Origin of the sequence: Thermoanaerobacterium sp. CMT5567-10 (genome assembly GCF_030534315.2) — a bacterium.
Lineage (GTDB): Bacteria > Bacillota > Thermoanaerobacteria > Thermoanaerobacterales > Thermoanaerobacteraceae > Thermoanaerobacterium.
Genome location: NZ_CP130558.2, coordinates 2438008 through 2463110 on the forward strand (window position 1 = coordinate 2438008; position 25103 = coordinate 2463110).

Sequence of the window (25103 nt, forward strand, 5' to 3'; positions counted from 1 at the left end):
ATTTGTCTAAGGGGTGATGCAATGCCGACTATTATTATACAGCCATCGTCAAAGGATACGGCTTTAGAATCAGGATATCCAACAAGCAACAGAGGGAGGGATCCAAAACTTTGGATTGGAAGATATTATATTGGTTCTTCTGGTAAATCAGTGTACAGAGCTCTGATACAATTTGACCTTGGTATATTACCGCCTGATTCACTTATTGTTGAAGCAATTTTGAAGCTTTATATTAATTATACGACAAATGATAGCATACCAGCGTATGTAACACCATTTTTAATTATTGATGAATGGGATGAAAATACCGCCACATGGAATAATGCGCCAAATATTGATGAAACAGTATTTGGATCGACCAAAGCTATAACCAGTGAGGGGTGGTATGGATGGAATATTACGAATATAGCGAAAAGATGGATTAATGGACTTTATGCGAACAATGGAGTAATGCTTAAAACACCGGAAATACAGAATTTAGAGACAAAAAGCTTTTATTCTAAAGATGAAAGCATTAATGTTTCTTTAAGACCAATACTACAACTGACTTATATAACGGGAACGCCGTTTACATTAAATGATAGAAGATTTGTAAAAACAAAATCGTTTTATGTATCACAAGATGAAGAAAGTTATACAGATATAAATGATTGTTCATCGTACAGTAAATTTACGTATTTTGTCTATAATACAAGTGAAAATCCCGTTATAATAAAGCTCTTGATAAGTCCTGGTGATGATGTTTGGATTGAAGACAGTGGAGAAATTGTTTTAGCTCCTGGGAAAACTGCAACATTAGTTCCCTATTTTTTTTCTCAATATACTAAATTGTCTTTTAAAAATAAAGAAATAGGGAAAGCGGCGAATATAACGGTTTGGTTTGAGGCACAAGTTTGATAAAAAAAACAGCAAAAATTAAAAAAATGCATTATAATAATTAAGTAAGAAATAAATACCTAATAAAGAGGGAAGCGTTTTAAGTCAATAACTCCACCTAAGCGGAACAAGTCCGCTAAAGGTGAGGCTTGTGGGGAACTGCAAGCCTGATTGACCAGCCTAAATTAGTTAAACTAACTACGTTATTTCTGTCATAACACCACGGAATGCTTCTCCAGTTCCGTGCAACTGTTGTCTGTCATTAAACACTTCTGAGGGTAGGAACAGTGTGGCAGACGCAAAAAGCAGAAATAACATTGGCGAGGAGAGACTATCTTTTGATAGCGTTACTAGTCCTTTACAGGACTCCGAAAGGAGAGTTTTATATGGTATTTGTACTAGATAAGCATAAAAAGCCATTAATGCCATGTACAGAAAAGAGAGCAAGACTTTTATTAGAAAGTGGCAGAGCTGTTATACACAAAATTAATCCGTTTGTAATAAGACTGAAAGATGTAACAGTAGATAACTGCATTATACAACCTTGCAGAATTAAGATAGACCCAGATTCAAAAGTAACAGGAATAGCAATTTTGCAAGGAGAGAAAGTATTATTATTAGTGGAACTTTATCATAAGCAGGGCATTAAGAAATCATTAGACGATAGACGGAATCATAGAAGATTCAGAAGAAATAAGTTAAGATATAGAGAACCTCGATTTGATAACAGAAAAAGAGAAAAAGGTTGGCTACCTCTGTCATTAGAGGCAAGAGTACAGCAAGTAATTAATACAGTAAAGAAACTGGCAAAATATATTCCAATAGACAACATCAGCATAGAACATGTCAAATTTGATACACAGTTAATGCAAAATCCAGAAATAAGCGGTGTTGAGTATCAACAAGGCGAATTGCAAGGATACGAAGTAAGAGAATATCTTCTTGAGAAATGGGGCAGAAAATGTGCTTATTGTGGTAAAGAAAATGTACCGCTTGAAGTAGAGCATATCGTTCCAAAGTCAAGAGGAGGCACTGACAGAGTATCAAATTTGACAATAGCTTGCCATGAGTGCAATCAGAAAAAAGGTAACATGACAGCAGAGGAATTTGGATACCCTGATATACAAAAACAGGCAAAACAACCTCTAAAAGATGCTGCTATGATAAATGCAACAAGGTGGAAAACATATAATCTCCTAAAAGAAATGTATCCTGTAGAATGTGGAACAGGTGCATTGACAAAGAAAAACCGTATAGACAGAAATTTGCCTAAAGAACATTATTGTGATGCTTGTTGCGTAGGTCAGAGCACTCCAAAAGAATTTGTATTTAAGGCAGATTATATATTAGAATTCCATGCAAAAGGCAGAGGAACAAGACAAAGAACATTACTTAACAAATATGGGTTTCCAAGAGCATATTTATCAAGGCAAAAAGAATATTTTGGCTTTCAAAATGGTGATTATGTTAAAGCAGAAGTCCCAAAAGGCAAATACAAAGGTCAATACATAGGATACGTTGCAGTGAGAAAATCAGGGTATTTTGATATAAGAGATGCCAATGGCAAAAATATTGCACAAGGTATTTCATATCAGTATTGTCATATCATACAAAGATATGACGGATACAAATACGGAAGGAGGAAAAGGCACATTCTTCTCCATCCAAGCGATGCTATGGATGGAGTCTCCTGTGCCTAATTTTAATGAATAAAACTAAGGAAAAAATATTTAATGCGGCAATTAACATAATTTCTCAAAAAGGTTTTTACAAATCTACAATGGATGAAATCGCAGAAAAAGCGGGGGTTGCCAAAGGGACACTTTACTATCACTTTAAAAGTAAAGACGAGATTTTGATTTTCTTGATAGATGAAGGTTTGTCTCTTTTAAAAAATCAGATATTAAATAATATAAGTAATATGAAAAATTCTATTGATAAGTTAAGAGAGATAATTGTTGTGCAGTCAAATTTTTTATTTAAGTATAAAGATTTTGTGCTGATATTGTTGAGTCAGCTGTGGGGAAAAGAAGAAATTCAAAATAACTTTAGAGAGAAAATCTACGATTATTTAAAAATTATTGAAGATATTATTGACGAAGGAATAAAAGAGAAATTGATAGAAAAATGTGATAAGAAGTTATTGTCATCAGCTTTTTTTGGCATGATAAGTTCACTAATTATTTTTCAATTTAGAAACAATGATATTATAGATCCCGAACATATTGCTGATAGCGTAATTAAATATACATTTAATGGAATCCATTATAGAGGTTGATATCTATGATGGATTTTTTCTTGACTTTTAAAATGAGAGGTACTATAATTAATTAGAACTGACCGGTCAGTACAAAAATATATTCAGGAGGGTGCCTATGTTTAAGGTGGTTGCAAATGAGCTTAAAAGGTTAGCACAAAACCGATTTATTAGGTTGGCCGTCATTGTAATTATTTTTATGCCACTATTGTACAGTTTTTTATATTTATATGCATTTTGGGACCCATATGGTAAGCTTGATAAACTTCCTGTGGCTGTTGTAAATCAAGATAAAAGTGTTGTTTATGATGGTAAGAATAAAAGTTTTGGTGATGATATTGTAAAAGAATTAAAGGACAATCATGATTTTAAATGGAATTTTGTAAACTACGATGATGGATTAAATGGCTTAAAAGGCAATAAATATTATTTTATGATAGTGATACCAGAAGATTTCTCAAAAAATATTTTAAGCGTTGATGGTAATGACATTGAAAAAGCTCATATTCAGTATATAACAAATGATAAGAAGAATTTTCTAGCAACACAGCTTGGAAATAAAGCGGTTGAAAATTTGACACAAAAAATATCTGATACAATAAGAAAGAGCTATATCGATACTGTTTTTGCAAATGTCAAGAATATGGGCAGTGGTTTAAAACAGGCTTCAGATGCGGAAAAACAATTATCAGATGGTACTAAAAAATTAAATGATGGAATGGCAAAATTAAATGATGGCATAAAAAGTGCTTTGGTAGGTTCAAATCAGCTAAAAGATGGCCTGTATCAGATGAACAGTGCCGCAAAAAGCGCATCTAATGGTGCTTCTAACTTGTCCAATGGTGCCTCTTTATTGTCCCAAAAATTAAATGAAGTTAATAAAAACAGCGACGTGATTTTAAATGGAATAAATAGTTTAAATAGCGGTTTAAATGGTATAAAAGAAGGTCTTAATACTGTAAAACAAAGCGTAGATGATTTAAAGAATGGTTCAATGGCGATTTCTAACGGCTATAATCAGATTGGTGAGAATTTATCATCGTTTTTAACTGCTATTAATTCTATGGGCAGTGGAATAAATAGCATTGAGTCTAATTTAGGAAGTGCACAGGATGCCATGAATGATTATGCAAAAGAACATCCTGAAGCTATGGCAGATGAAAATTTCAAAAAAGCGATGTTAGAGGTTTCTCAGTCAAATGCAGGGCTAAAACAGATAATTGATAGCTATAACAGTAATAAAGCTGATATAGAGAAACTAAATAATTCACTTGAAGAATTAAACAGTGCAACAAATAATTTAGAAAGTGGTTATGACAAATTATCCAGTGGTGTATCACAATTGCAGTCTGTTGCATCTCAACTTGTCAATGGTGGAAATAATTTAAGAAGTGGAATTTCAGAATACACTAATGGCATATCATTAATAAATCAGAAAATGAAGGAGATAGCAGATGGGCTCGATGAATTTAATAACGGGCTAAATAGCTTAAATCAAGGGGCTAATAAGCTGTATAATGGTTCTACAGATCTCAACAGTGGATTGTCAGTGATAGCAAATGGCGGAGACGAGCTTCAAAAGAATATGCAAAAGTTATATGACAATCAGCAGTTGCTTTACAAAAAGCTTGATGATGCATCAAAAAAAATAGAAGTGTTAAGTATTAGCGGCAAAAAAAGAGATATGATAAACGATCCAATAGTCCTTGATACAAAGAGATTAAATCCAGTTGCAAATTACGGTATTGGATTTACACCATATTTCATACCTCTATCGCTTTGGGTAGGCGCTTTAATTTTATTCTTTATAGTAGATATATACGATAGAAATGGCTATAAAGATATTAGTAACGCTTCAATTGTTATAGGCAAACTGGCAAGTTTAAGTATTCTAGGAATTTTTCAATCTATAGTTTCTGGCTTTGTGTTGATTGAAGCACTTAAGTTGCCTGTAAATAATCTATTTTATTATTATGCGATAAATGCGTTAATGTCAGTCGTATTTGTCTTTATAATCGGTTTCTTTGTCATGTTACTTGGTATGGCAGGAAAATTTTTAGCTGTTGTGCTTTTGATGTTGCAATTGACATCATCAGGTGGTGTTTTTCCTATGGAGTTGGAGCCTAAATTTTTTAATGTGCTTAATCCATATTTTCCAATGACGTATGGGACACAGGCGCTAAGAGAAGCCATATCAGGCTCAAACTACACTTTAATAATAAATGACTTACTTATTTTAGCAGGTTTTGGAATTCTATTTATGCTTTTATCAATTTTATTATCAGAAAAAGTAGGCGATACAAACAAGATCGATGAGAAATTAAGCCTATAACATCTAATAATCACATCTAAATTAAAATTTTTATAGATTTCACACAAAATTCACACAAATATTTAATAGTTTTGAAACAATTACTAATTATAATTTTAAAAGGGAGCATTACGAGATTACTTTAATAGTGGCTCGTCATGCTTCTTATTTTTATTAAGGAAGAAATCCTTAGGTGGTATTGCAAAAAGCCATATTTTACTTTAAAATAATGGAGGAATACATATGAAAATAAGAAAAGCAATAATTCCAGCGGCAGGACTTGGAACTAGGTTTTTGCCTGCAACAAAAGCACAGCCAAAAGAAATGCTACCAATAGTTGATAAGCCCACTATACAATATATAGTAGAAGAAGCTGTAAACTCTGGCATAGAAGATATACTCATAATAACAGGAAGAAACAAAAGAGCGATAGAGGACCATTTCGACAAATCTGTAGAATTAGAATTGGAGCTTAAGAAAAAAGGCAAAGAAAATCTTTTAAATCTTGTTGAAGATATAACAAATATGGTGGATATACATTATATGAGGCAAAAAGAGCCAAAAGGACTTGGTCATGCCATTTATTGTGCACATACATTTGTAGGAGATGAGCCATTTGCAGTTCTTTTAGGAGATGATATAGTTGATGCAGAAGTACCTGTATTGAAGCAGATGATAGAACAGTACGAAAGATACAACTGCTCTATAATAGGCGTACAAGAAGTACCAAAGAGTGAAGTAGACAAATATGGCATAGTAGATGCCAACATGATTGATGATAGGCTGTATAGAGTAAACAACCTAGTAGAGAAGCCAAAAAAAGAAGAAGCACCGTCAAACATGGCCATACTTGGAAGGTATATAATATCACCAAAGATATTTGATATACTGAAAGACTTAAGGCCTGGAGCAGGTGGAGAAATACAGCTTACTGATGCACTTAAAGTGCTATTAAACTATGAAGCAATATATGCATATAATTTTGAAGGCAAGAGGTATGATGTGGGCGATAGAATGGGGTTTTTAAAAGCAACTATTGAATATGCGTTAAAAAGAGAAGATCTAAAAAATGAATTGCTTAAATATCTAAATGAAATAGTAAAAGCTGCCGATAAAAATGATGTAGAAGTCGCAGCATGCAGTGAAAATAACAAACGAAAATAGGAGGAACATGATGGAAGAAGAAATATCATTAAGAGAGTTATTGGAAATCATATGGAAAGGTCGAAAGCTGATTGCGTCAATTACCATTATATCTGTATTAATAGCAGGTATATTGAGTTTTTTTGTAATTAAACCAACGTATGAAGCATCAACGACATTAAGCGTTTCAGATGTTACGCCACAGACAGGATTTTTTGGTTCTAATACAACTGTAATTTTACCTAATCAAAATACCAGTGATGGGTCTATGATACAGAGCGACACAGCCGATAAAGATCTGTCGTACTTATTGTCATCTATATTGAAGTATCAAGACATGACTGTAAATACATATAAAGAAGAAGTGACAAATCCTCAAGTATTATTGGATACAATAAAACAATTAAAGTTAGATCCAAAAAAATATACACTTGATAACTTCAAAAATGAAATTGATGTACAGGCCATAGACAATACAAATTTAATAACAATAACGGTAAAAGAGAATGATCCTAAACTAGCTGCTAAGATTGCTGAAACCATAGCATCAAATTTTAAATCTTATATAATTTCAAGAAATAATAGACAGACAGATAAGCTTATAAGTACAATAGAAAATCTCATAAATTTGCAGAACACAAAGATAGAGTCAGCGACAAATGAATTGAATGGGACAGACCCAGCAGACAAAATAAAATATGAACAAAATCAAACGAAACTAAATTTATTGAAGAATACAAGAGATATAATGATGGAGAAATACAATATGCTTCAACTTGTAAAAGCATCAAATTTAGGAGAACAAGGCATACTAATAACATCAAAAGCTATCGTTCCAGATAAGCCTGTATCACCAAAAAAACTATTAAATATAGCTATTGCTTTTATACTGGGTCTAATGTTAAGTGTATTTATCGTCTTTTTTATGGAGTATTGGAAAAATACAAGTCCTAACGCGAAAAGTGCTAAAGATCTAAAAACTGATAATGTTGATTATCAGTTAAGATGAAGAATTTATGCTGTGACGCCGATTTGGCAAGACATCTTGTATAAATAAAATAATGATGTTAAAATAGATAGTAATTAAATAAGACAGTTCGAAACCATCCTGTCTATAAACAAAACTATGGAATTCGGAAAGTAGTATTTGCATATATGAGCACAGGTTGTGCTCTTTTTTTTGTAATTTCTGCTTTTATAGTTTATTTTGTTTATGGAAGGATGTGAGAACGCAAAAAATTTAAGGAGGTAAACAATGAAAAGCGGATTTTTGAAAAAACAGTATACAGTAACACAAAAGTTATCCATTTCTGGTGTAGTAATGGCGATGTACCTAGTTGTAATGTACTTAACACAGAATTTTGCATTTGGACAATATCAGATAAGAATAGCAACGTCAATTTATGCACTGACAGCTATTTTCCCATTTTTAATACTTCCAATGGGTTTAAGCAACATGCTAAGCAATATTTTGATGGGCAGTTTAGGCCTTCCTGATATGATTGGAGGTTTTTTTGTAGGTATTTTGACATCGTATGCGGTTTATATGATCAAGAAAAATAATTTAAATGACTGGCTTATTTCAATTCCCATAATATTATTTCCTGGTTTAATCGTACCGATTTGGCTTTCGTTTTTGCTTAGAGTACCATATTATTTGTTAGCTATAAGTTTGACAGTAGGGCAGATTATTCCAGGAATAGTTGGCGTCATCTTAGTAAAACAGCTAAGAAATAGAATTTGAAGATGGAGTGTGGATTACTATGTTTGAGAGAGATAAAAAAGAGTTGGATGAATTGTCGCTGCTAGGTAAAAAAGATACTAAGTATATTTTCGATTACGATCCGTCTCTGCTTGAGACATTTCCAAATAAGCATCAAGAAAATGATTATTTCGTTAAGTTTAATTGTCCGGAATTTACAAGCCTTTGCCCTAAAACGGGGCAGCCGGATTTTGCAACTATATATATTTCATATGTACCTGATAAATTAATGGTTGAAAGCAAATCTTTAAAGCTATATTTATTTAGCTTTAGAAATCATGGCGATTTTCACGAGGATTGTGTCAACATAATAATGAAGGATTTGATTAAGCTTTTAGATCCAAAATATATTGAAGTTTGGGGAAAGTTTACGCCTAGAGGTGGAATATCTATTGATCCGTACTGCAATTACGGAAGACTAGGTACAAAGTGGGCTGACGTAGCGGAGAAGAGGCTTTTTTATCATGACATGTATCCGGAAAAGGTGGATAATAGGTAATTTTTTTATGATATAATTAAAGTATTAGTAGACATTCGAAAGGGATGAGCTGCAGATGAAAATCGGAGTTATTAGCGATACCCACGGTGATTATGCATCATGGGAAAGAGCGTTTAATTATTTAAGAGATGCTGATTTAATAATGCATGCAGGTGATGTACTATATCATGGACCTAGGAATGAAATTCCGTCAGGATATAATCCTAAAAAACTTATTGGAGCTTTAAATGATTGTAGCATACCTATTTTAATATCCAGAGGCAACTGTGATGCATCTGTAGATCAAATGGTATTAAATATTCCTATTCAATCGTCATATGTATTTGCAGTAGTAGAAAACAAAAGGTTTTTAGTTCAGCATGGAGATCAGATTACTGAAAGCGGAATACAAGATTTAATTTCCAGATATAAATTAGATTATTTTATAACTGGACATACTCATGTACCTGTATTGAGGAAATTAGATAATTGTATAATTATAAATCCAGGTTCAACATCTTTAAGCAAAAGAGACGATAAATTAAACACGATAGGTATAATTGAAGATAATGATGTCTACATCATAGATTTAGAAACAGGTGACAAATTATTTGAGATTAAAAAATAAAACCACCATTTTGGGTGGTTTTATCAATTACTATACGACTTTTACGATTTTTTCGTACCCGTTGCGCTTTAATCTTGGATACAATGTCTTGCTTTCATCAAAGTATCCGAGAGAAATCAGTAGCACCACAACTTTATCTTCTGGTATACCAAAAGCTTCCTTTAATTTATCTTCTTCAAAACCGATCATTGCATGTGAATCAACGCCGTAGTATTTTGCAGCGTACATTATCGACATGCATAGAAATGATGTATTTCTTACTGCAAAATTATTTGCTTTTAAATCTGTATTGTACAGAACATTTTTTGCAAAATCGATGCTTCCTTGTATTTTGTCATCAGGCATTCCTACATCTTTCATATACCACCACGCAGGATTATCTTCTTTATAACCGTTTTTATCTCCTACCATAATTAGAGTGACAGGTGCATCGAGAATTTTCGGCTGCTTTAAAGCGACATCATAAAGCTTCTCCTTTGCTTCTTTTGACTTCACAGCGATTATTTCCCACGGTTGAAGGTTAAATGCTGATGGTGTTAGCACTGCTAAGTCGATTATTTTTTTCAATGTTTCCTCATCAAGATCCTTATTTTTGTCAAAAAAGTTGACAGAACGCCTTTCTTCAAATATTTCTTTCAAATCTTTCATATATTTTCCTCCTAATTTTGTGATTACAGAGTTTACATTTAAATTATAACATAAGTACATTTTAAAACAAAGAAATTCGATAGACATACTAGGTGAATTTAGATTAATTTCAAAAAAGTTGTATAATAGAGGTGGACAAACATTTATTTTGGAGGTCTTTTAAATGGATTGGAATGAGATAAGGGAAAAAGCAAGGCAAAACATGAAGGGTTACTGCAGAGGATGCAAAAGGTGCGATGGTGTCGCATGTGCTGGCGAAGTTCCCGGTATGGGTGGTACAGGCACAGGAAGTAGCTTTATCGAGAATATTAAAGCTCTCGACAGATGGAAAGTAAAATTAAAAACACTTCATGACGTTTTAAAACCTGACATAAGCACGTCTTTTTTAGGATATAAAGTTAAAATGCCTATTTTCGCAGCTCCTATGACAGGTCTTAAAGGTAATGCAGGTGGATACTTGTCAGAGAGGGATTACGATATGATGGTGGCTGAGGCCTGCAAGAATGTAGGAACGATATTTATGTCAGGAGATGCAAATGATAAAGACATGTATCCTGCAGGCATTGATGCCATAAAAACAACAGGTGCCCTAGGAATACCATTTTCTAAACCAAGGACAGTTGATGAAATAATTGAAAAGGCAAAGATTGCAAAAGAGGCAGGTTCAATAGCATTTGGTGTTGATGTAGATGGTGCAGGGCTTATCATGATGGTAAGAAGCGGGCAATTTGTAGGACCAAAATCAAGAAAGGATATAGAGGAAATAGTTAAGAATATCGAACTTCCTTTGATATTAAAAGGAATCATGACGCCTGAAGAAGCAGAGATTGCAGTAGAAGCAGGTGCTAAAGCGATAGTTGTATCAAACCACGGAGGACGTGTGCTGGATTTTACGGAAGGTACTGCTGATGTACTTCCAGATATAGCAAAAGCTGTTGGTGGCAAAATCGAAATACTGGTAGATGGCGGTGTAAGGACTGGAATTGATGTCCTAAAGATGTTATCATTAGGGGCAAAAGCCGTCTTAATAGGCAGACCAATCATGATTGCTGCACATGGTGGCGGAAGAGAAGCAATTGAGTTTTACCTTAACAAAGTTTCCGATGAATTGTACCAAGCGATGATTCTCACAGGATGCAAAGATTTGAGAAATGTACCTGAGGTTTACAAAGCTAGTTGAATATAGTGGAAATTGGCGGCATAATAGCCGCTTTTTTGTGTAAAAAGTTTCAATTCTTATAAAATAAATTTTCCGATTGTTATTCACTTTGATGATTCAATTTGATAAAATATCTTTATATATATAAATATGTTGAATATGTTCAAAGGGGGACATTGAAGTGAAAAATGTTGTTATTTATGATTCAACATTAAGAGATGGTGCGCAATCACAAGGGATTTCATTTACAGTGGCAGACAAGATAAAGATAGTGGAGCTTTTAGACGAGTTTGGAATAGACTATATCGAAGCTGGAAATCCCGGTTCAAATCCAAAGGACATGGAGTTTTTTGAAATTATAAAGAGTAAAAAGTTAAAAAATGCAAAAGTAATCGCATTTGGCAGTACTAGAAGGGCTAACATACCTGTTGAAATTGACAACAATGTAAATTCGCTTTTACATGCCGGAACAGATCATGTTGCAGTATTCGGCAAGTCGTGGGATTTTCATGTAAGTGAAATATTAAGGACGACGCTTGATGAAAATCTCAATATGATATTTGATACGATAAAATATTTAAAAAATCATGGAAAAGAAGTTGTGTTCGATGCCGAACATTTTTTTGATGGCTTTTTAGAGAATCCAGAATATGCATTGAAAACCCTTGAAGTTGCATACGATGCAGGTGCGGATAGCATTTGCTTGTGTGATACAAAAGGCGGGATGTTTCCGCTGGACATTTTTAATATAACGAAAAAGGTAGTTGAGAAATTTAATTGTGAAATTGGTATACACACACATAATGACAATGGCATGGCTGTTGCAAATGCTATAATGGCAGTTGAAGCAGGTGCAACACAAATTCAAGGTACAATAAACGGATATGGTGAAAGATGCGGAAATGCAAATCTCTGTACAATAATACCAAACTTGCATTTTAAAAAAGGGATAAAGTGTGTTGAGGATGAAAAAATGAAAGAAATAACGATACTTTCCAGAAGAGTCAGCGAAATAGCAAATGCCGCACCGGATGAAAGGGCTCCATACGTTGGTAGAAGCGCATTTGCCCACAAAGCAGGTATGCATTCCGATGCTGTATGTAAAAATACTAGATCGTATGAGATAATCGATCCTGAAATGGTAGGCAATGAAAGAGTACTTTTACTATCAGAAGTTGCTGGCAGAAGTGCTATAATAGGGATAATAAATGAAGTTGATCCTACTATAAACCGCGAATCTGAAAAAACAAAACAAATACTAGAGAAGCTTAAAGAAATGGAATTTAAAGGATATAAATACGAAGGTGCTGAGGGGTCTTTGAAGCTTCTGATACAGAAAGTGCTTGGTATGTACAAACCATCATTTAAACTTATAGAATTTAAAGTCATTGTAAATGAACCGTCTGTTGATGATGTAAATTCATCAGCTCTTATAAAAATAGAAGTGGATGGACAGGAGGAAATTACTGCCGCAGAAGGTGATGGACCTGTAAATGCCCTTGACAACGCAGTTAGAAAAGCGTTGGAGAGATTTTATCCTGAAGTAAAAGAGATGAAGCTTACTGACTATAAAGTAAGGGTATTAGACTCCAACTCAGCTACAGCAGCAAAAGTAAGAGTAATAATAGAATCATCAGATGGAAATGAAGTGTGGAGCACAATTGGCGTATCTACAGATATAATCGATGCCAGTTGGATAGCGCTTGTGGATTCAATAGAGTACAAACTAAATAAAATATAACATAAGACTCTACCTAAGTTTTTTAGGTGGAGTTTTTACTTGAGAAGTTGATAAACGTTGTATTAAAATAGACATGTAATCTGATTTGTTAGGGGCTGATATGTTGAAGGAGATATTTTATGCACCGTTTTACAGTAAGACCCGGGATATACTTATTTTGAAGTCAATAGATGTAATCAAAAGAGGAAAAAGGGTTGTGTATGTGCTACCTTCCCGTGAGGCTATGTTTGATGTAAGAGATAAATTTATTACATACAATGGTGGCATAACTGATACGGATATATTTGGATTTGAAGACTTGGAAAAGCAGATATGCGGCGACTTTATAAAAGATTATGCTTTAATCTCATCTTATGAAATACGGGAGATTTTAAGAAACATTTTGCATAAGACTTGTGACAATGCATATTATGAGAAAGTTAAAGGTAAGGCTGGATTTGTAAAGTCTGTTTTAAGCTTCATAAAAGTGATTAAAAGGAAAATGATAAATCCTAATGAGCTTAAAAGTATTGCAGATTCTATTGATAGACCTACGCTTAAGGATAAGTTAAAGAACTTAGCTTATTTTTATGAATTCTATGAAGAATATAAGATTAAGAGGAAATTGATAGATGTAGATGATATATCAATTAAAGCTGTTGAATTGTTTCAAAACACCAATTACTTTAATAACGTTGGGCTTATTGTTGTAGATGGATTTATAAATATAGACTATGTAAATATGAAATTGATAGGTGAAATGGCTAAGAGCAATAGATATGATATTTATATAAACATTCCGTTTAAAAATGAATTCAACGAAAGCTTTATAAGGAATGGCATTATAAAAGATCTCTGCGAATTAGGGTTTAATGTAAATAATGATATTTATGAGATGATAGAGGTTAATCACGATGTAAAAAAAGTCGCAACATACATTTATTCCGGTGAAACGGTTTTAAATGGAGAAGACTTATCAATAAAGATAATGAACAGTCCCTCAATTGAGCATGAAGTAAGAGAAACCGCAAGGCTCATAAAGAGAAAGATAGTCTTTGATAAAATAAATCCCGATAGAATTGCCGTATTTATAAAAAATATAGATAATTACAGGACGCAAATTATAGATATATTTGATGAAATGAATATACCTGTTAAAATAAATAGAGGAATAAAACTGTCTACTATGCCTATAACAAATGATATTTATAATTTAATTTCATATAAATTAAACCACGATTATGAAAGTTTTGTTAATATAATGACGTCAAAGTTTTTAGTTCCTTATGAAATAAGCAAGAGAAGCCGTGAAATTATTAATCTATTAAGTGGAATTGATAGAGATAAAGATAATTTTGAAGATGAATTTGTGACCGCTATGAAAGATGATAAAAGTTTAAATGCCACATTTGAATTCTTGAAGAGGTATGTAGATGTATTTATAAATTTTAGAGAAGTGCCATATAAGGACACAAAAGAATTTGTTGAAAGCGTGTTGAAAGTCATCGATTTATTAGAAATTGATTTTAATATAAAAGCATTGTTTGATTTAGGAATAATTAGAAGCAGCGATTTTATAAGCAATGTAAAGGCATTGGAAACAATTAAGCAGATTTTAAATAAGGAATTGGAAATAAAAAAGCAGTATGGAGAACCGTCAATCGATGACATAGAGAATTTTCAAAATGATATATTGGATATGTTGTCAAATTTTGATGTAAGCATCAGAAATTTAGATTTTGAGGGAGTCAGGATAATAAGCCCTGATTTAGCCAGAGGCCAGATGTACGATGTCGTATTTATCCTAGGTGTAAATGAAGGTGTACTTCCAAGCACGAAATCAATTAATCCCATATTCGACTTTTCAGATGAAGAGCATTTAGAAAAGCATGGAATATACATGTTAAGCCGCAAATGGGAGTTCGAACGAGAAAAGGTACGTTTCAATGCATGCATAGCTTCGGCAATGAAAGAAGTGTATGTTTCATATCGCACTACTGATGAAGATGGATGCAATATGATAAAGTCGCCGTTTATAGATGATTTACAAAATCTTTTTGATGAAAAATCAAAGGAGAGGTTAATTGCTCCTATCGTATACATGAAGGACAGATTTGCTTTTGAATGCGATGCAGCAAGTAAAGATGAAGCATTATTGTATATGATTGATTCTAAATGGAATAAAAGGCAAGACGATGCTAACACAATATATTCCAATATCTTGGAGAATGACTTATATTTAACGAAATCTTATTCCTACATAAATTTTTCTGCGTCAATCGAAAAGAAAAGAAGGATAAATTGCGAAGTTGACAATCACATGGGCATTATATCGAAAGATACTAATTTAAAAGAACTTAGCGATATTCATTTAAGTGCTTCTAGTTTAAACAGCTATGTTGTGTGCCCATTTAAGTTTTTTATTGAAACATTGTTGAATTTGCACGTGTCAGATGAATTCATCGAGTCAAAGAAAAGCATTGGTTCACTTTACCATGAGGTATTGATGAAATACTACAAGGATAATTTGGATCTTTATGATGTCAATGAAGATAGGCTTGGAGAAATAATTGATGAATCTTTTGAGAAAATAACTGGCATCGAAAATGATATTATCTTTGATAAGATAAAGCAGGAGTTCTATAACGTTGTTTTTCAGCTAGTCAAAGATGATATATCAAACAGATTATATTATTACAATAAGACGGGTGCGGAGCTTATACCATCAATATTTGAAAAGAAATTTGAAATGAAGGATCACTACGGTGGAAATATTTTTCATGGCAAGATAGATAGAATTGATTTAGAGCGAAATATAGATGGAAAATTTACAGGTAAGTATGTGATTTATGACTATAAATCAGGTGGCATAGATGGAATAAGGCAGTGCATTGAAGGATTGGATTTTCAATTGCCTACATACTATATGGCAGTTGAAAATATTCTCAAAGAGGAATTTAACATAGAATATCCAAAATGTTTGGGGCTTTTGTACTATAGCATAGAAAAGGTTAAAAGAAATGGAATAGTATTAGCTTTGTACAAGAAAGATCTTTTTAAAGGAAATTCTGGACCGAGAGATGTAGTTGGGGAAAATAATTTCAATGTAATCATAGACTGGATTGAGAAAAAGGGAATAGAAAATATAGATAAAATTAAGACTGGTATTTTTAACTTGCCAGATGAATGTCCTTTTGAAAATTCATCGTTTAATTGTGCATATAAGTCAATATGCAGGTATGACAAGTATGCAATGGAAAGAGGCGAGAATAGCGTTGTATAAATTACCGACAGACGATTTAAGCGAAGAACAATTAAAAGCACTTGATATAAGTAAAAATATAGCATTAAAAGCTGGTGCGGGCTCAGGTAAGACGAGAGTTTTAACGAAAAGATATATAAAACTTCTCAATGATATTCCCGGAATTAAAATTGATAATATTGTAGCGATAACTTTTACTCGCAAAGCAGCGTCAGAAATGAAAGACAGGATTAGAAAAGAAATTGAAGTTATGTGTAAAGTTGATTCGGAAAAAGAGAAGTGGACGGAGTTTAGAAATTCACTATCATTTGCAAATATAGATACAATCCACGGGTTCTGCGAAAAGATCATAAGGGATAATTTTGCAGATGCAGGAGTTGACCCGCTGTTTACGATTATAGATGAAGCGGAGTCTAATACCGCAGTTCATAATATAGTAAGATGGATAGTCGATGAGGCGTTAAATGATCCTGTAAACAAGGACTTATTAAAAATTATGTTTAAAAAATATCCTTCGAAAATTGTTGTGAATGGAAAATTTGAAGCTGAACTTATTAGTTTGATGAACCACATAAAAGAAACTGGACTGAGAATTGACGATGTAAAATTATACGAAGGAGAAGAATATGATGAATCAACAAAAGCTATGGAATTGCTGACAGTAAGAATTATAAGAAAGATTGACGAGGAGTATGATAGATTTAAGAAGGAGAGAAATTTGCTTGATTTTAATGACTTGGAAGTTGCCGCTTTGAAGCTGCTTTCTGATGATAGCATAAGAGATAGCTATTTTGAAAGGTATAAATATATACTTGTTGATGAATTTCAGGATATAAATCAAATTCAAAAGAGGATTATTTTGAAGCTTGCAGAAAAAAATGGAGTAATTCCAGATGGAAGGCTGTTTATTGTTGGAGACTACAAGCAGTCAATATACGGATTTAGAGGTACAGACTACAGGATATTTGAAGAGTTTTGCGAGAAGATAAAAAAAGAAGGTGATGTGTTAAACTTAAGCAATTGTTATAGAAGCACAAAAAACATCATCTGTACGGTAAACTCTGTATTTAAGAATCTGCTTGAACCATACGAAGAATTGAGATATCTAGATGATACGGAAGAAGGGCCGAAAGTTGAACTTATAACGTACAACAAGCAAAATATAGCAGATCCAAGAAATGAAAGATTTCAAAGTATCAAGAAGCTTTTGAAAGATGATGGTAAAAGTGAAGAGTTACACGAATCTCTAATGAAAGATATTAAAAAATCAGAATCAAAGAGAGACTTTCAAGGAAGTATAATTGCGTCAAGAATTTTGAAGCTTTTGGATGAAGGCTATAAGTACAAAGACATAGCAATTCTCTTAAGGAGTAGAACTGGACTTGACAGTGTAGAAAATGCATTGCTAAAGTATGGCATACCATACTGTGTAATAGGTGGAATTGGTTTTTGGGATAAAAGCGAGATTATCGATATAATTTACCTTTACAAGCTTGTATTTGACATGTCAGATAAAATTGCACTGCTTACAGTTTTAAGGTCGCCTATTTTCGGTTTTAGCGATGATGATGTATACAATCTTATGAGTATATATAATGATGAGGGCTTAAGCAACATATTAGAGGCATTAGAAAAGCTTACTTGTGTCAATAGAAGCAATGAATGGATCATAGTAAGGGCTTACAACATATTAAAGGAGATATCTAATTTAAATGGAATTTATGGAGCATACGAGATATTTGAAAAGATTTTAGACTTAGTTGACTATAAAAAACTTTTAATATCATTGCCAAATGGGTATCAAAAATATAGGAACATAGAAAAGCTGGAGAAAATAATAAAAGATTTTACTGATAAAGATATATTCAATGCAAGAGATTTGGTAGAATATTTAAGCTCATTTAAAGAGTTTTCAGGATTGGATTCTGAAGCATTTTTGGACACAGAAGAAAGTGATGCAGTCAAAATCTTAACAATACATGCATCAAAAGGGCTTGAATTTGAAGCTGTAATTATCCCAGATATGGAAAAAGCTACGGATGGTGTTTCTATAAGGCGCAATCATTTATTTATGCTAAGTGAAGACGGGTACATATATGGCATAGGTGTTAACGAAGAAGGTGAACTTGATAAAGAGGCAAATAGTAGGTATAAATATGCATATGATGAATATTTAGAAAGAGAAAATCAAGAGAGCAGAAGGCTTTTCTATGTTGCGTCTACAAGAGCAAAAAGGTTTCTCGCTTTTATTGGTCAAGAAAAAAATAAAACAAGTGAGTTACAGAATGAAACAGGGTTGAACTCATTTATGAAACAGCTGCTGTATGCGATGGACATTGATGATATTGACATTGCAGTGATTAATGGAAATGATTTATTAATGTATGACAGGAATATTAAAATATGTAAATCAAATGACAAGTCGGAAATAGGCAAACTTAAAAATGATAATCTAATTGATGGAATACCGTTAAAACCACAGGGAAACATAAGTATAACGACGTATATTGATTATTTAAACTGTCCTAAGTTGTACTATTATAAATATATAGCAACATTAAATGATGAATATATTGAAAAACAATTGGAAAATGATGATTTTTACGAGTATGATGCTTTAGATATAGATGCTTTAGATATAGATGCTTTAGAACGAGGGACGATTGTTCATAGAATACTTGAAAATATCAGTATACTTGATAGTAATGCATCTAACCTAAAGAATGGTATTGATGGTATCGATGTGGATAATGGCATCAAGAAGTATATTGACAATTATTTTAAAATCATAAAGGAACATAGAAAAGTGTTAAAGGGTAAATTATTGAAAAGTTTAAATGAGTATCGATTTAGAGTTCCGTTAGATGAAAATTTGAATTTAAATGGCGTAATCGATAGAATTGAAATATATGAGAATGATGGAGAAATCGAAGCATATATATTTGACTATAAAACGAATAAGATAAAAAATGATGATGAAATAGAAGAAATAGTAAACCATTATAAGCCGCAGATACATGCTTATTCATATGCATTAAACAAGTTAAAATCAATAAGCGGTTACACTCCAAGCTTAAAAGGAGCTTTTTTGTACCTTTTGGATGTGGGCAAATATATTGAAGTAGATATTTCTGGCTTTTATGTATCTGATACTATGAAAAAAATTATTAATGATGCACCATATTTACTGGGAATCAAGAATTTTACGGATTACAGCGGAACGAAAAATATGTACTGTAGTTTATGTAAGTACAATAAAATTTGCAAATAGTATTGGCTTTTTATTTGCATTATGTAATAATATGGTTAAGTATTAATTTTAGGGGGTGGGTACATGACAGATCCGAGGTTAAAAAAACTTGCAAATCTATTGGTCAATTATTCGACAAAAGTTAAGAAGGGAGATTTTGTTTTAGTTCAGGCTGGTGACATAGCAATACCGTGGATAAATGAGGTAGTGAGGGAGGCAGTGAAGGCAGGCGCACACGTTGAGACGCTAGTTGACATTCCTGATGTTTCAGAGATTATTTTAAAAAATGCCACAGATGAACAGCTTCTCATGGAAAGGTATATACAAAGGATAGCTCTTGAGAAAGCAGATGTATGGCTTACTGCTTGGGCTAACAAAAACACAAAAGCAAATTCAAATGTAGATCCATTAAAGCTGCAGCTAGCAGCCAAAGGTGCATCGTCATGGAGAAAGGTTTACTCAGAAAGGATGGGCAATGGTTCTTTAAGGTGGTGTGGAACACAGTATCCCACTCAGGCAGATGCTCAGGAAGCTGAAATGAGTTTGAGCGAATACGAAGATTTTGTTTATGGGGCGGGTCTACTTGATAGCGATGACCCAATTTATATGTGGCAGAAAATACACGATGAGCAGGATGTATGGATAAGTTACTTAAATAAAAAAACAGAATTGCACATCGTATCGGAGGGAACCGACATCTACGTTAATATTTCAGGTAGAAAGTGGATAAACTGCAGCGGTACTGAAAATTTTCCTGATGGTGAGATTTTTACATCGCCTGTGGAAAATAAAATAAATGGACACATCACGTTTAGTTTTCCAGGAATATACATGGGAAAGAGCATAGAGGGAATTTACCTTGAAGTAGAAAATGGCCTTGTTGTGAAAGCTACTGCAGAAAAAGGTGAGGATTTATTACACGCATTGATGGATACAGATGATGGTGCTAAGTATTTTGGAGAAGTAGCCATAGGCACAAATTATGGAATACAAAAGTTTACTAGAAACATGCTTTTCGATGAGAAAATAGGTGGTACAGTCCATATGGCATTGGGAGATTCGATGCCGGAAGCAGGAGGGAAAAATCGCTCTGCTATTCATTGGGATATGCTTTGCGATATGAGGCAAGGTGGAGAAATATACGCAGATGGTGAGCTTTTCTATAAAGATGGTCAATTTATTAAAAGTGTTTTATAAATTTAAAAAAAGGCGTTGGCAAATGAACCAACGCTTTTTTGATTTTATATTGTAGGCTCTTGCTTATCAAGGACAAATATACCGGGTACTAAAAGTAATATTATGATAATTATTAATATTATCCAAACCCAAAAATCGTCATCTCTTGGCCTTTTCTTGCAGTCAGTTCCAGCCATTATACTCCCCCTCCTTTTTTTATAATTGATGGGAACAGCTACAGTAATATAGTATGATAAAAAAGTATTTTTGTTACGGGCAATATTGATGAAAGGGAGAAAATATTCCATGTTTCTGCAATTAGTGGTATAATATCTCTGTTATATATTAAGTTTTTTTGTCGAATTTACGATATAAAGGATAGGTGCTTTATTAACTATAATTAAGGAGGTCAAAAATGCTAAAACGATGCTTCTGTGGGGGAGATGTAGAGATAGAACTTGCAGATTATGAGTTAATAAAGGGGAAAAAGGTTATAGTTTACAAAGATGTTCCAACATATGTTTGCCAGAAATGTGGTGCCAAATATTATGACACAGAAGTATTGGATAAGATATTAAAAGATGAAAAAAATAAGGGAACATATAAATTAAGTAGAGCATGGTAAAAATTGTTATTGGTGTGTGCAGATGAAGATTATTGCAAGTAAAGAAGACGAAAATTTGCCTCTTAAAGAGATATTAATAAATAGAGGCTTTTCGTCGACTCTCATAAGAAAATATAAACATAGTGGTAGAATTTTAGTAAACAATGAAATATCAATAGTAAATAGAATAATTAAAAAAGGAGATATCATCGAGCTTTATTTAAATGATGATAATGTGTCAGTTAAGCCGGAAAGAATGGAATTAAATATTTGCTATGAAGATGATGATATTCTTGTTGTTAATAAAGAAGCTGGCGTTGTAGTTCATCCAACGGCTGGGTATCCTGAAAATACTTTGGCTAATGGTATTGCATGGTATTACGCCAAAAAGAAGATAAAAGCTTCAATAAGGCCTGTCAATAGGCTTGACAGAGATACATCCGGTTTAATCATTTTTGCCAAAAATCCCTTTATGCAAAATTATCTTCAGATTGTTTGCCCTATGAAAAAATTTTACATTGCTATAGTTCAAGGGGATTTGGAAGACAGAGGAACGATAGATTTGCCTATAAAAAGGAAACCAGGCAGCACCATTGAAAGAATGGTTAGCGATGATGGAGATAGGGCAGTGACAGATTTTTTTGTATTAAAAAGAAGTGAGAAATTAAGCTTTGTTAAATTGGAGCTGAAGACAGGCAGAACGCATCAGATAAGGGTTCACTTAAGCCATATAGGGCATCCTATCATTGGTGATACGTTATATGGTTCAGATACTTCTTATATAAAAAGGCAGGCACTTCATGCTTATAGAATCACATTTAGACAGCCATTTATTGATAAGTGTATTTCTATATATGCACCTATGCCTGAAGATATGAAAAGCGTCTTAAAGGACGCCTTTTAAATCAAAATCAGGTATAAAGTTTGCTGATGCACTTTCATCGTCTTGTACAAACCCATTTTCTAAACCAATTTCAAAGAAATATTCTATTGCTTCTTCATATTCTTTTTTGCTTATTTTTTTGTTTATTTCAGAATATTTATATGCTTCAAAATATGGGATATATTGTCCCATAAGGCTTACATATATTTCTTTAGGGAGATTGTCACTTATCCATTTTAAAATTTCTTTTGTCTCATCTAATTTCCCTGGCAATATTAGATGACGTATAATTATTCCCTTTTTCATTATGCCGTCATTATCAAAGACAGGATAACCTACTTGACGATACATTTCTAAAATCGCTTTTGTGGCAAATTCAAAATAGTGTGGCGCTTTAGAGTATTTTATGGCTGTTTCATCACTGTAATATTTTAGGTCAGGCAGGTATATATCTATGAGTCCATCTAAAGTCTTTAAAGATTCTACATTTTCGTATGCATTTGAGTTGTAAACAATAGGTATGCTAAGCCCATTATTTCTAGCTATGATTATAGCTTCTTTTATTTTTGGAATAAAAATTGTAGGTGATACAAGGTTGATATTGTGAGCACCTGCTTTTTCTAAATTCATAAAAATATCTGCAAGCTTTTCTGGTGAAACACTTACTCCAAAATTCCCTTGGCTGATTTTGTAGTTTTGGCAAAATACACATCTTAAATTGCAGCCTGTGAAAAATACTGTTCCAGACCCTCTGCTGCCACTTATGCAAGGCTCTTCCCACTCATGAAGATATGCTTTTGCTACCTTTATTTCACTTAACATGCCGCAAAAGCCTACTTTTGTACTGCGATCAACATTACAATTTCTTGGACATATATTGCATACTTGTGATACCATTTAAAACACCTCATAAGTATTTTATCATATTTATTATACAAACAAAGTGTGAAAATTTCTTTAAAACTTATAGTTAAATTATAACTTTTTGCCAACAAAATGAATCGACGAAGTGTCTATAGATTGTATTAGTTCAGATTGAGGAGGTAAAAAATTGCATGACGAAAAACAAAAAAATGACGATGAATTTATAAAAATATATATGAAGTACAAAACACCTGTGTATTTTTATCTTTTATCTATCCTGAAAGATGCTGGACTTTCAGAAGACATCATGCAAGAAACATTCATAAGAGTGAGAACAAACATCTATAAATATGGCTCTATTAATAATTTACGAACATGGATAATGAAAATTGCTCGGAATCTTGCTTTAAATTGTTTGCGGAATAGAAAGTTTGAATTATTAAATTATGAAGAAATAAATGCTAATGTTGAAGAAGCTGTAAATGTTGATGAGTTTGTGACGGATTCTATAATGATAAATGATGTGCTGAATTATCTCAGTAATGATGAGAGAGAAATATTTTCGCTACATGTCTTTGGATGTTATACACATAGAGAAATCAGTGAGATTTTGAATATTCCACAAGGTACTGTACGGTGGAAATATTCAATAATAAAGAAGAAGCTTCGTAGATTACTAAAAAAATATTAGGAGATGATATAATGAAATTGCATCACTTTTATAAGGAGTGTCGCAAGTATGCTAATGAGCATACGCCTGATGTATTAGAAAAGGTATTGAAAGCACCTTTAAACGAAAATACAGAAAATACAAGCGTAGAGCATCAAAAAAGATTAGTATGGAATTATTTATTGACATCATTCATAGCAGCGGCTATTTTAATGTCTTTATCAATAATATTTGTTAATATACATTTTTGGGGATCAAATAAGGAAAATGGAATAGTTCCTAAGGTTACTTTAAGTCCATCGTATAATATTGTCTATGCTATGCAAAAAACTTATGACAATATTAAAACTATTGTAATTGAGGGCAAAGAAATATCAAAAAACATGAAGACAAATGTGGTTTTATCTAATAATTCCTGGAAAGAAATATATGCTGGCCCATTAAACTATCGATATGAAACGCCTGATTTTATAAGAGTCGTAAATGGCGATAAGTCATGGAATTATTACAAAGACTTAAATCGCATTGAAATAATTCCTTCAGATCCATCTGGCTCACCTTTCTTAGCCCTTAAATCAAAAATAGATGATATAGCAAAAAATGACAGTTATAAATTGGTAGGTAGCGAAAAAATAGATGGAATTGATACCAATGTAATTGAAGTAACATCAGGTAATTCTAAGAATGATAGCTGGGTAGAGACTTATTGGATAGATAAAAAGACAAATTTCATTTTAAAACAAGAAACTCTCCATAACGATATTAAAACTGTAATAACGTATAAGACAGATTTTGCTTTAGACATTGACAAAGAAAGTTTAAAACCTAATTTTCCTTCAAACGTTCCTGTAATTGATAGATTAACCGAGTTTGATATTTTTCATTCGATTAATGATGCACAAAAGGCTGTTAATTTTGATATAATTGTACCAGATAAGATTCCTAAAGGTTTTAAGCTATTTGAGGTACGGAAATATAAAAATGAAAATGCTATTGAGCTTGACTACTACAACGAGGATTTTACAAAATTTATATTTATACAAGAATACCATAAAGATAAGACAACTGTAAATATTATGTCAAATTTAAATGACGACGTATTAAAACAATTGAAGGATGATTTGAACAAATAGAGAAATATGCCATCTGCTTCGCAGTGACAGCTTGAAATTAAATAGTATCTGCCGACGGCGTTTAATGCATACTGCATTCTATACACATCTTGTCCCGTATTGCCTTCAGTTAATGTACGTGTAAAAGGATATGTCATTCTTTTCACCTCACTTTCATTATTTTTAAAAGGAATTCATCGACCGATTTACCTTCTATATATAAAAGAGTGTTTTATTTTTGAAATACAACCTTTGCTAAAGTATTTTTAAAATTTAATTTTACTTAATCATTTTTAATGT

The 25103-nt window shown here is 32.7% G+C and carries 21 protein-coding genes; 18 read left to right on the forward strand and 3 right to left on the reverse strand.

Translation table 11 applies throughout. The annotated features are described in order from the left end of the window. Window positions 1-21 precede the first annotated feature (21 nt). The 9 genes from Q2T46_RS12365 to yfcE all read left to right on the forward strand — a co-directional run bounded on the left by Q2T46_RS12365 (window position 22) and on the right by yfcE (window position 9455). Complete coding sequence (locus tag Q2T46_RS12365) at window positions 22-897, forward strand: DNRLRE domain-containing protein (RefSeq protein WP_015312172.1); 876 nt, start codon at window positions 22-24, stop codon at window positions 895-897. A gap of 365 nt (window positions 898-1262) precedes the next feature. Beyond that, window positions 1263-2576 carry an RNA-guided endonuclease IscB gene (gene iscB / locus Q2T46_RS12370; protein WP_399388625.1) on the forward strand — a complete coding sequence of 438 codons (1314 nt, stop codon included), beginning with the start codon at window positions 1263-1265 and terminating at the stop codon, window positions 2574-2576. A gap of 5 nt (window positions 2577-2581) precedes the next feature. After that, the gene (locus tag Q2T46_RS12375) at window positions 2582-3154 is read left to right on the forward strand and encodes a TetR/AcrR family transcriptional regulator (protein ID WP_015312170.1); all 573 of its coding nucleotides are present in this window, start codon (window positions 2582-2584) and stop codon (window positions 3152-3154) included. Window positions 3155-3251: 97 nt separating this feature from the next. Continuing rightward, on the forward strand, window positions 3252-5465 hold the full coding sequence (locus Q2T46_RS12380) for a YhgE/Pip domain-containing protein (RefSeq protein ID WP_094045707.1): 2214 nt from the start codon (window positions 3252-3254) through the stop codon (window positions 5463-5465). A 222-nt stretch (window positions 5466-5687) separates the two neighbouring features. Continuing rightward, on the forward strand, window positions 5688-6608 hold the full coding sequence (gene galU, locus Q2T46_RS12385; RefSeq protein ID WP_303265230.1) for a UTP--glucose-1-phosphate uridylyltransferase GalU: 921 nt from the start codon (window positions 5688-5690) through the stop codon (window positions 6606-6608). 10 nt (window positions 6609-6618) lie between these two features. Continuing rightward, window positions 6619-7596, forward strand: a complete 978-nt coding sequence (locus tag Q2T46_RS12390; RefSeq protein ID WP_303265766.1) for a YveK family protein — start codon at window positions 6619-6621, stop codon at window positions 7594-7596. Between the two features lie 246 nt (window positions 7597-7842). Then, window positions 7843-8331: a QueT transporter family protein gene (locus tag Q2T46_RS12395; RefSeq protein ID WP_303265229.1), complete on the forward strand. Its 489-nt coding sequence runs from the start codon at window positions 7843-7845 to the stop codon at window positions 8329-8331. A 19-nt stretch (window positions 8332-8350) separates the two neighbouring features. After that, window positions 8351-8848: a preQ(1) synthase gene (gene queF / locus Q2T46_RS12400; protein ID WP_303265228.1), complete on the forward strand. Its 498-nt coding sequence runs from the start codon at window positions 8351-8353 to the stop codon at window positions 8846-8848. A 55-nt stretch (window positions 8849-8903) separates the two neighbouring features. Next, entirely contained in the window at window positions 8904-9455 is a 552-nt protein-coding gene (gene yfcE / locus Q2T46_RS12405; protein WP_303265227.1) for a phosphodiesterase, read from the forward strand. 30 nt (window positions 9456-9485) lie between these two features. Here yfcE and Q2T46_RS12410 read toward each other — a convergent pair whose 3' ends face one another. Further along, window positions 9486-10103, reverse strand: coding sequence for a nitroreductase family protein (locus tag Q2T46_RS12410; RefSeq protein WP_094396812.1), 618 nt, complete (start codon window positions 10101-10103; stop codon window positions 9486-9488). A gap of 163 nt (window positions 10104-10266) precedes the next feature. On the opposite strand from Q2T46_RS12410, the gene Q2T46_RS12415 reads away from it, so the two are divergent. The 5 genes from Q2T46_RS12415 (at window position 10267) to Q2T46_RS12435 (ending at window position 20691) form a co-directional block, all read left to right on the forward strand. After that, a complete protein-coding gene (locus tag Q2T46_RS12415; RefSeq protein ID WP_303265226.1) occupies window positions 10267-11283 on the forward strand; it encodes an alpha-hydroxy-acid oxidizing protein in 1017 nt (338 codons plus the stop codon). Between the two features lie 160 nt (window positions 11284-11443). Beyond that, complete coding sequence (gene cimA / locus Q2T46_RS12420) at window positions 11444-13003, forward strand: citramalate synthase (protein WP_303265225.1); 1560 nt, start codon at window positions 11444-11446, stop codon at window positions 13001-13003. A 100-nt stretch (window positions 13004-13103) separates the two neighbouring features. Then, window positions 13104-16265, forward strand: coding sequence for a PD-(D/E)XK nuclease family protein (locus Q2T46_RS12425; protein ID WP_303265224.1), 3162 nt, complete (start codon window positions 13104-13106; stop codon window positions 16263-16265). Continuing rightward, window positions 16177-19515, forward strand: a complete 3339-nt coding sequence (locus Q2T46_RS12430; protein WP_311062254.1) for an exodeoxyribonuclease V subunit beta — start codon at window positions 16177-16179, stop codon at window positions 19513-19515. Before Q2T46_RS12425 ends, Q2T46_RS12430 begins: the two co-directional genes overlap by 89 nt. 63 nt (window positions 19516-19578) lie before the next feature. After that, on the forward strand, window positions 19579-20691 hold the full coding sequence (locus Q2T46_RS12435; protein WP_303265222.1) for an aminopeptidase: 1113 nt from the start codon (window positions 19579-19581) through the stop codon (window positions 20689-20691). Between the two features lie 44 nt (window positions 20692-20735). Here the strand turns inward: Q2T46_RS12435 and Q2T46_RS12440 are convergent, their stop codons facing one another. After that, window positions 20736-20867 (reverse strand): hypothetical protein, encoded by a 132-nt coding sequence (locus Q2T46_RS12440; protein ID WP_303265221.1) that lies wholly within the window; start codon window positions 20865-20867, stop codon window positions 20736-20738. 218 nt (window positions 20868-21085) lie between these two features. On the opposite strand from Q2T46_RS12440, the gene Q2T46_RS12445 reads away from it, so the two are divergent. Continuing rightward, window positions 21086-21295, forward strand: a complete 210-nt coding sequence (locus Q2T46_RS12445; RefSeq protein ID WP_150200478.1) for a YgiT-type zinc finger protein — start codon at window positions 21086-21088, stop codon at window positions 21293-21295. A 22-nt stretch (window positions 21296-21317) separates the two neighbouring features. After that, window positions 21318-22178 (forward strand): RluA family pseudouridine synthase, encoded by an 861-nt coding sequence (locus tag Q2T46_RS12450; protein ID WP_303265220.1) that lies wholly within the window; start codon window positions 21318-21320, stop codon window positions 22176-22178. On the opposite strand, the gene Q2T46_RS12455 is transcribed toward Q2T46_RS12450, so the two are convergent. Then, complete coding sequence (locus Q2T46_RS12455; RefSeq protein WP_303265219.1) at window positions 22161-23054, reverse strand: radical SAM protein; 894 nt, start codon at window positions 23052-23054, stop codon at window positions 22161-22163. The two genes, Q2T46_RS12450 and Q2T46_RS12455, sit on opposite strands and share 18 nt — an antisense overlap. Window positions 23055-23208: 154 nt before the next feature. Here Q2T46_RS12455 and Q2T46_RS12460 point away from each other — a divergent pair, with 154 nt between their 5' ends. Both Q2T46_RS12460 and Q2T46_RS12465 read left to right on the forward strand, forming a co-directional pair. Continuing rightward, window positions 23209-23712 (forward strand): RNA polymerase sigma factor, encoded by a 504-nt coding sequence (locus Q2T46_RS12460; protein WP_303265218.1) that lies wholly within the window; start codon window positions 23209-23211, stop codon window positions 23710-23712. Between the two features lie 11 nt (window positions 23713-23723). Then, window positions 23724-24824, forward strand: a complete 1101-nt coding sequence (locus Q2T46_RS12465) for an outer membrane lipoprotein-sorting protein (protein WP_303265217.1) — start codon at window positions 23724-23726, stop codon at window positions 24822-24824. Window positions 24825-25103: the final 279 nt, after the last annotated feature.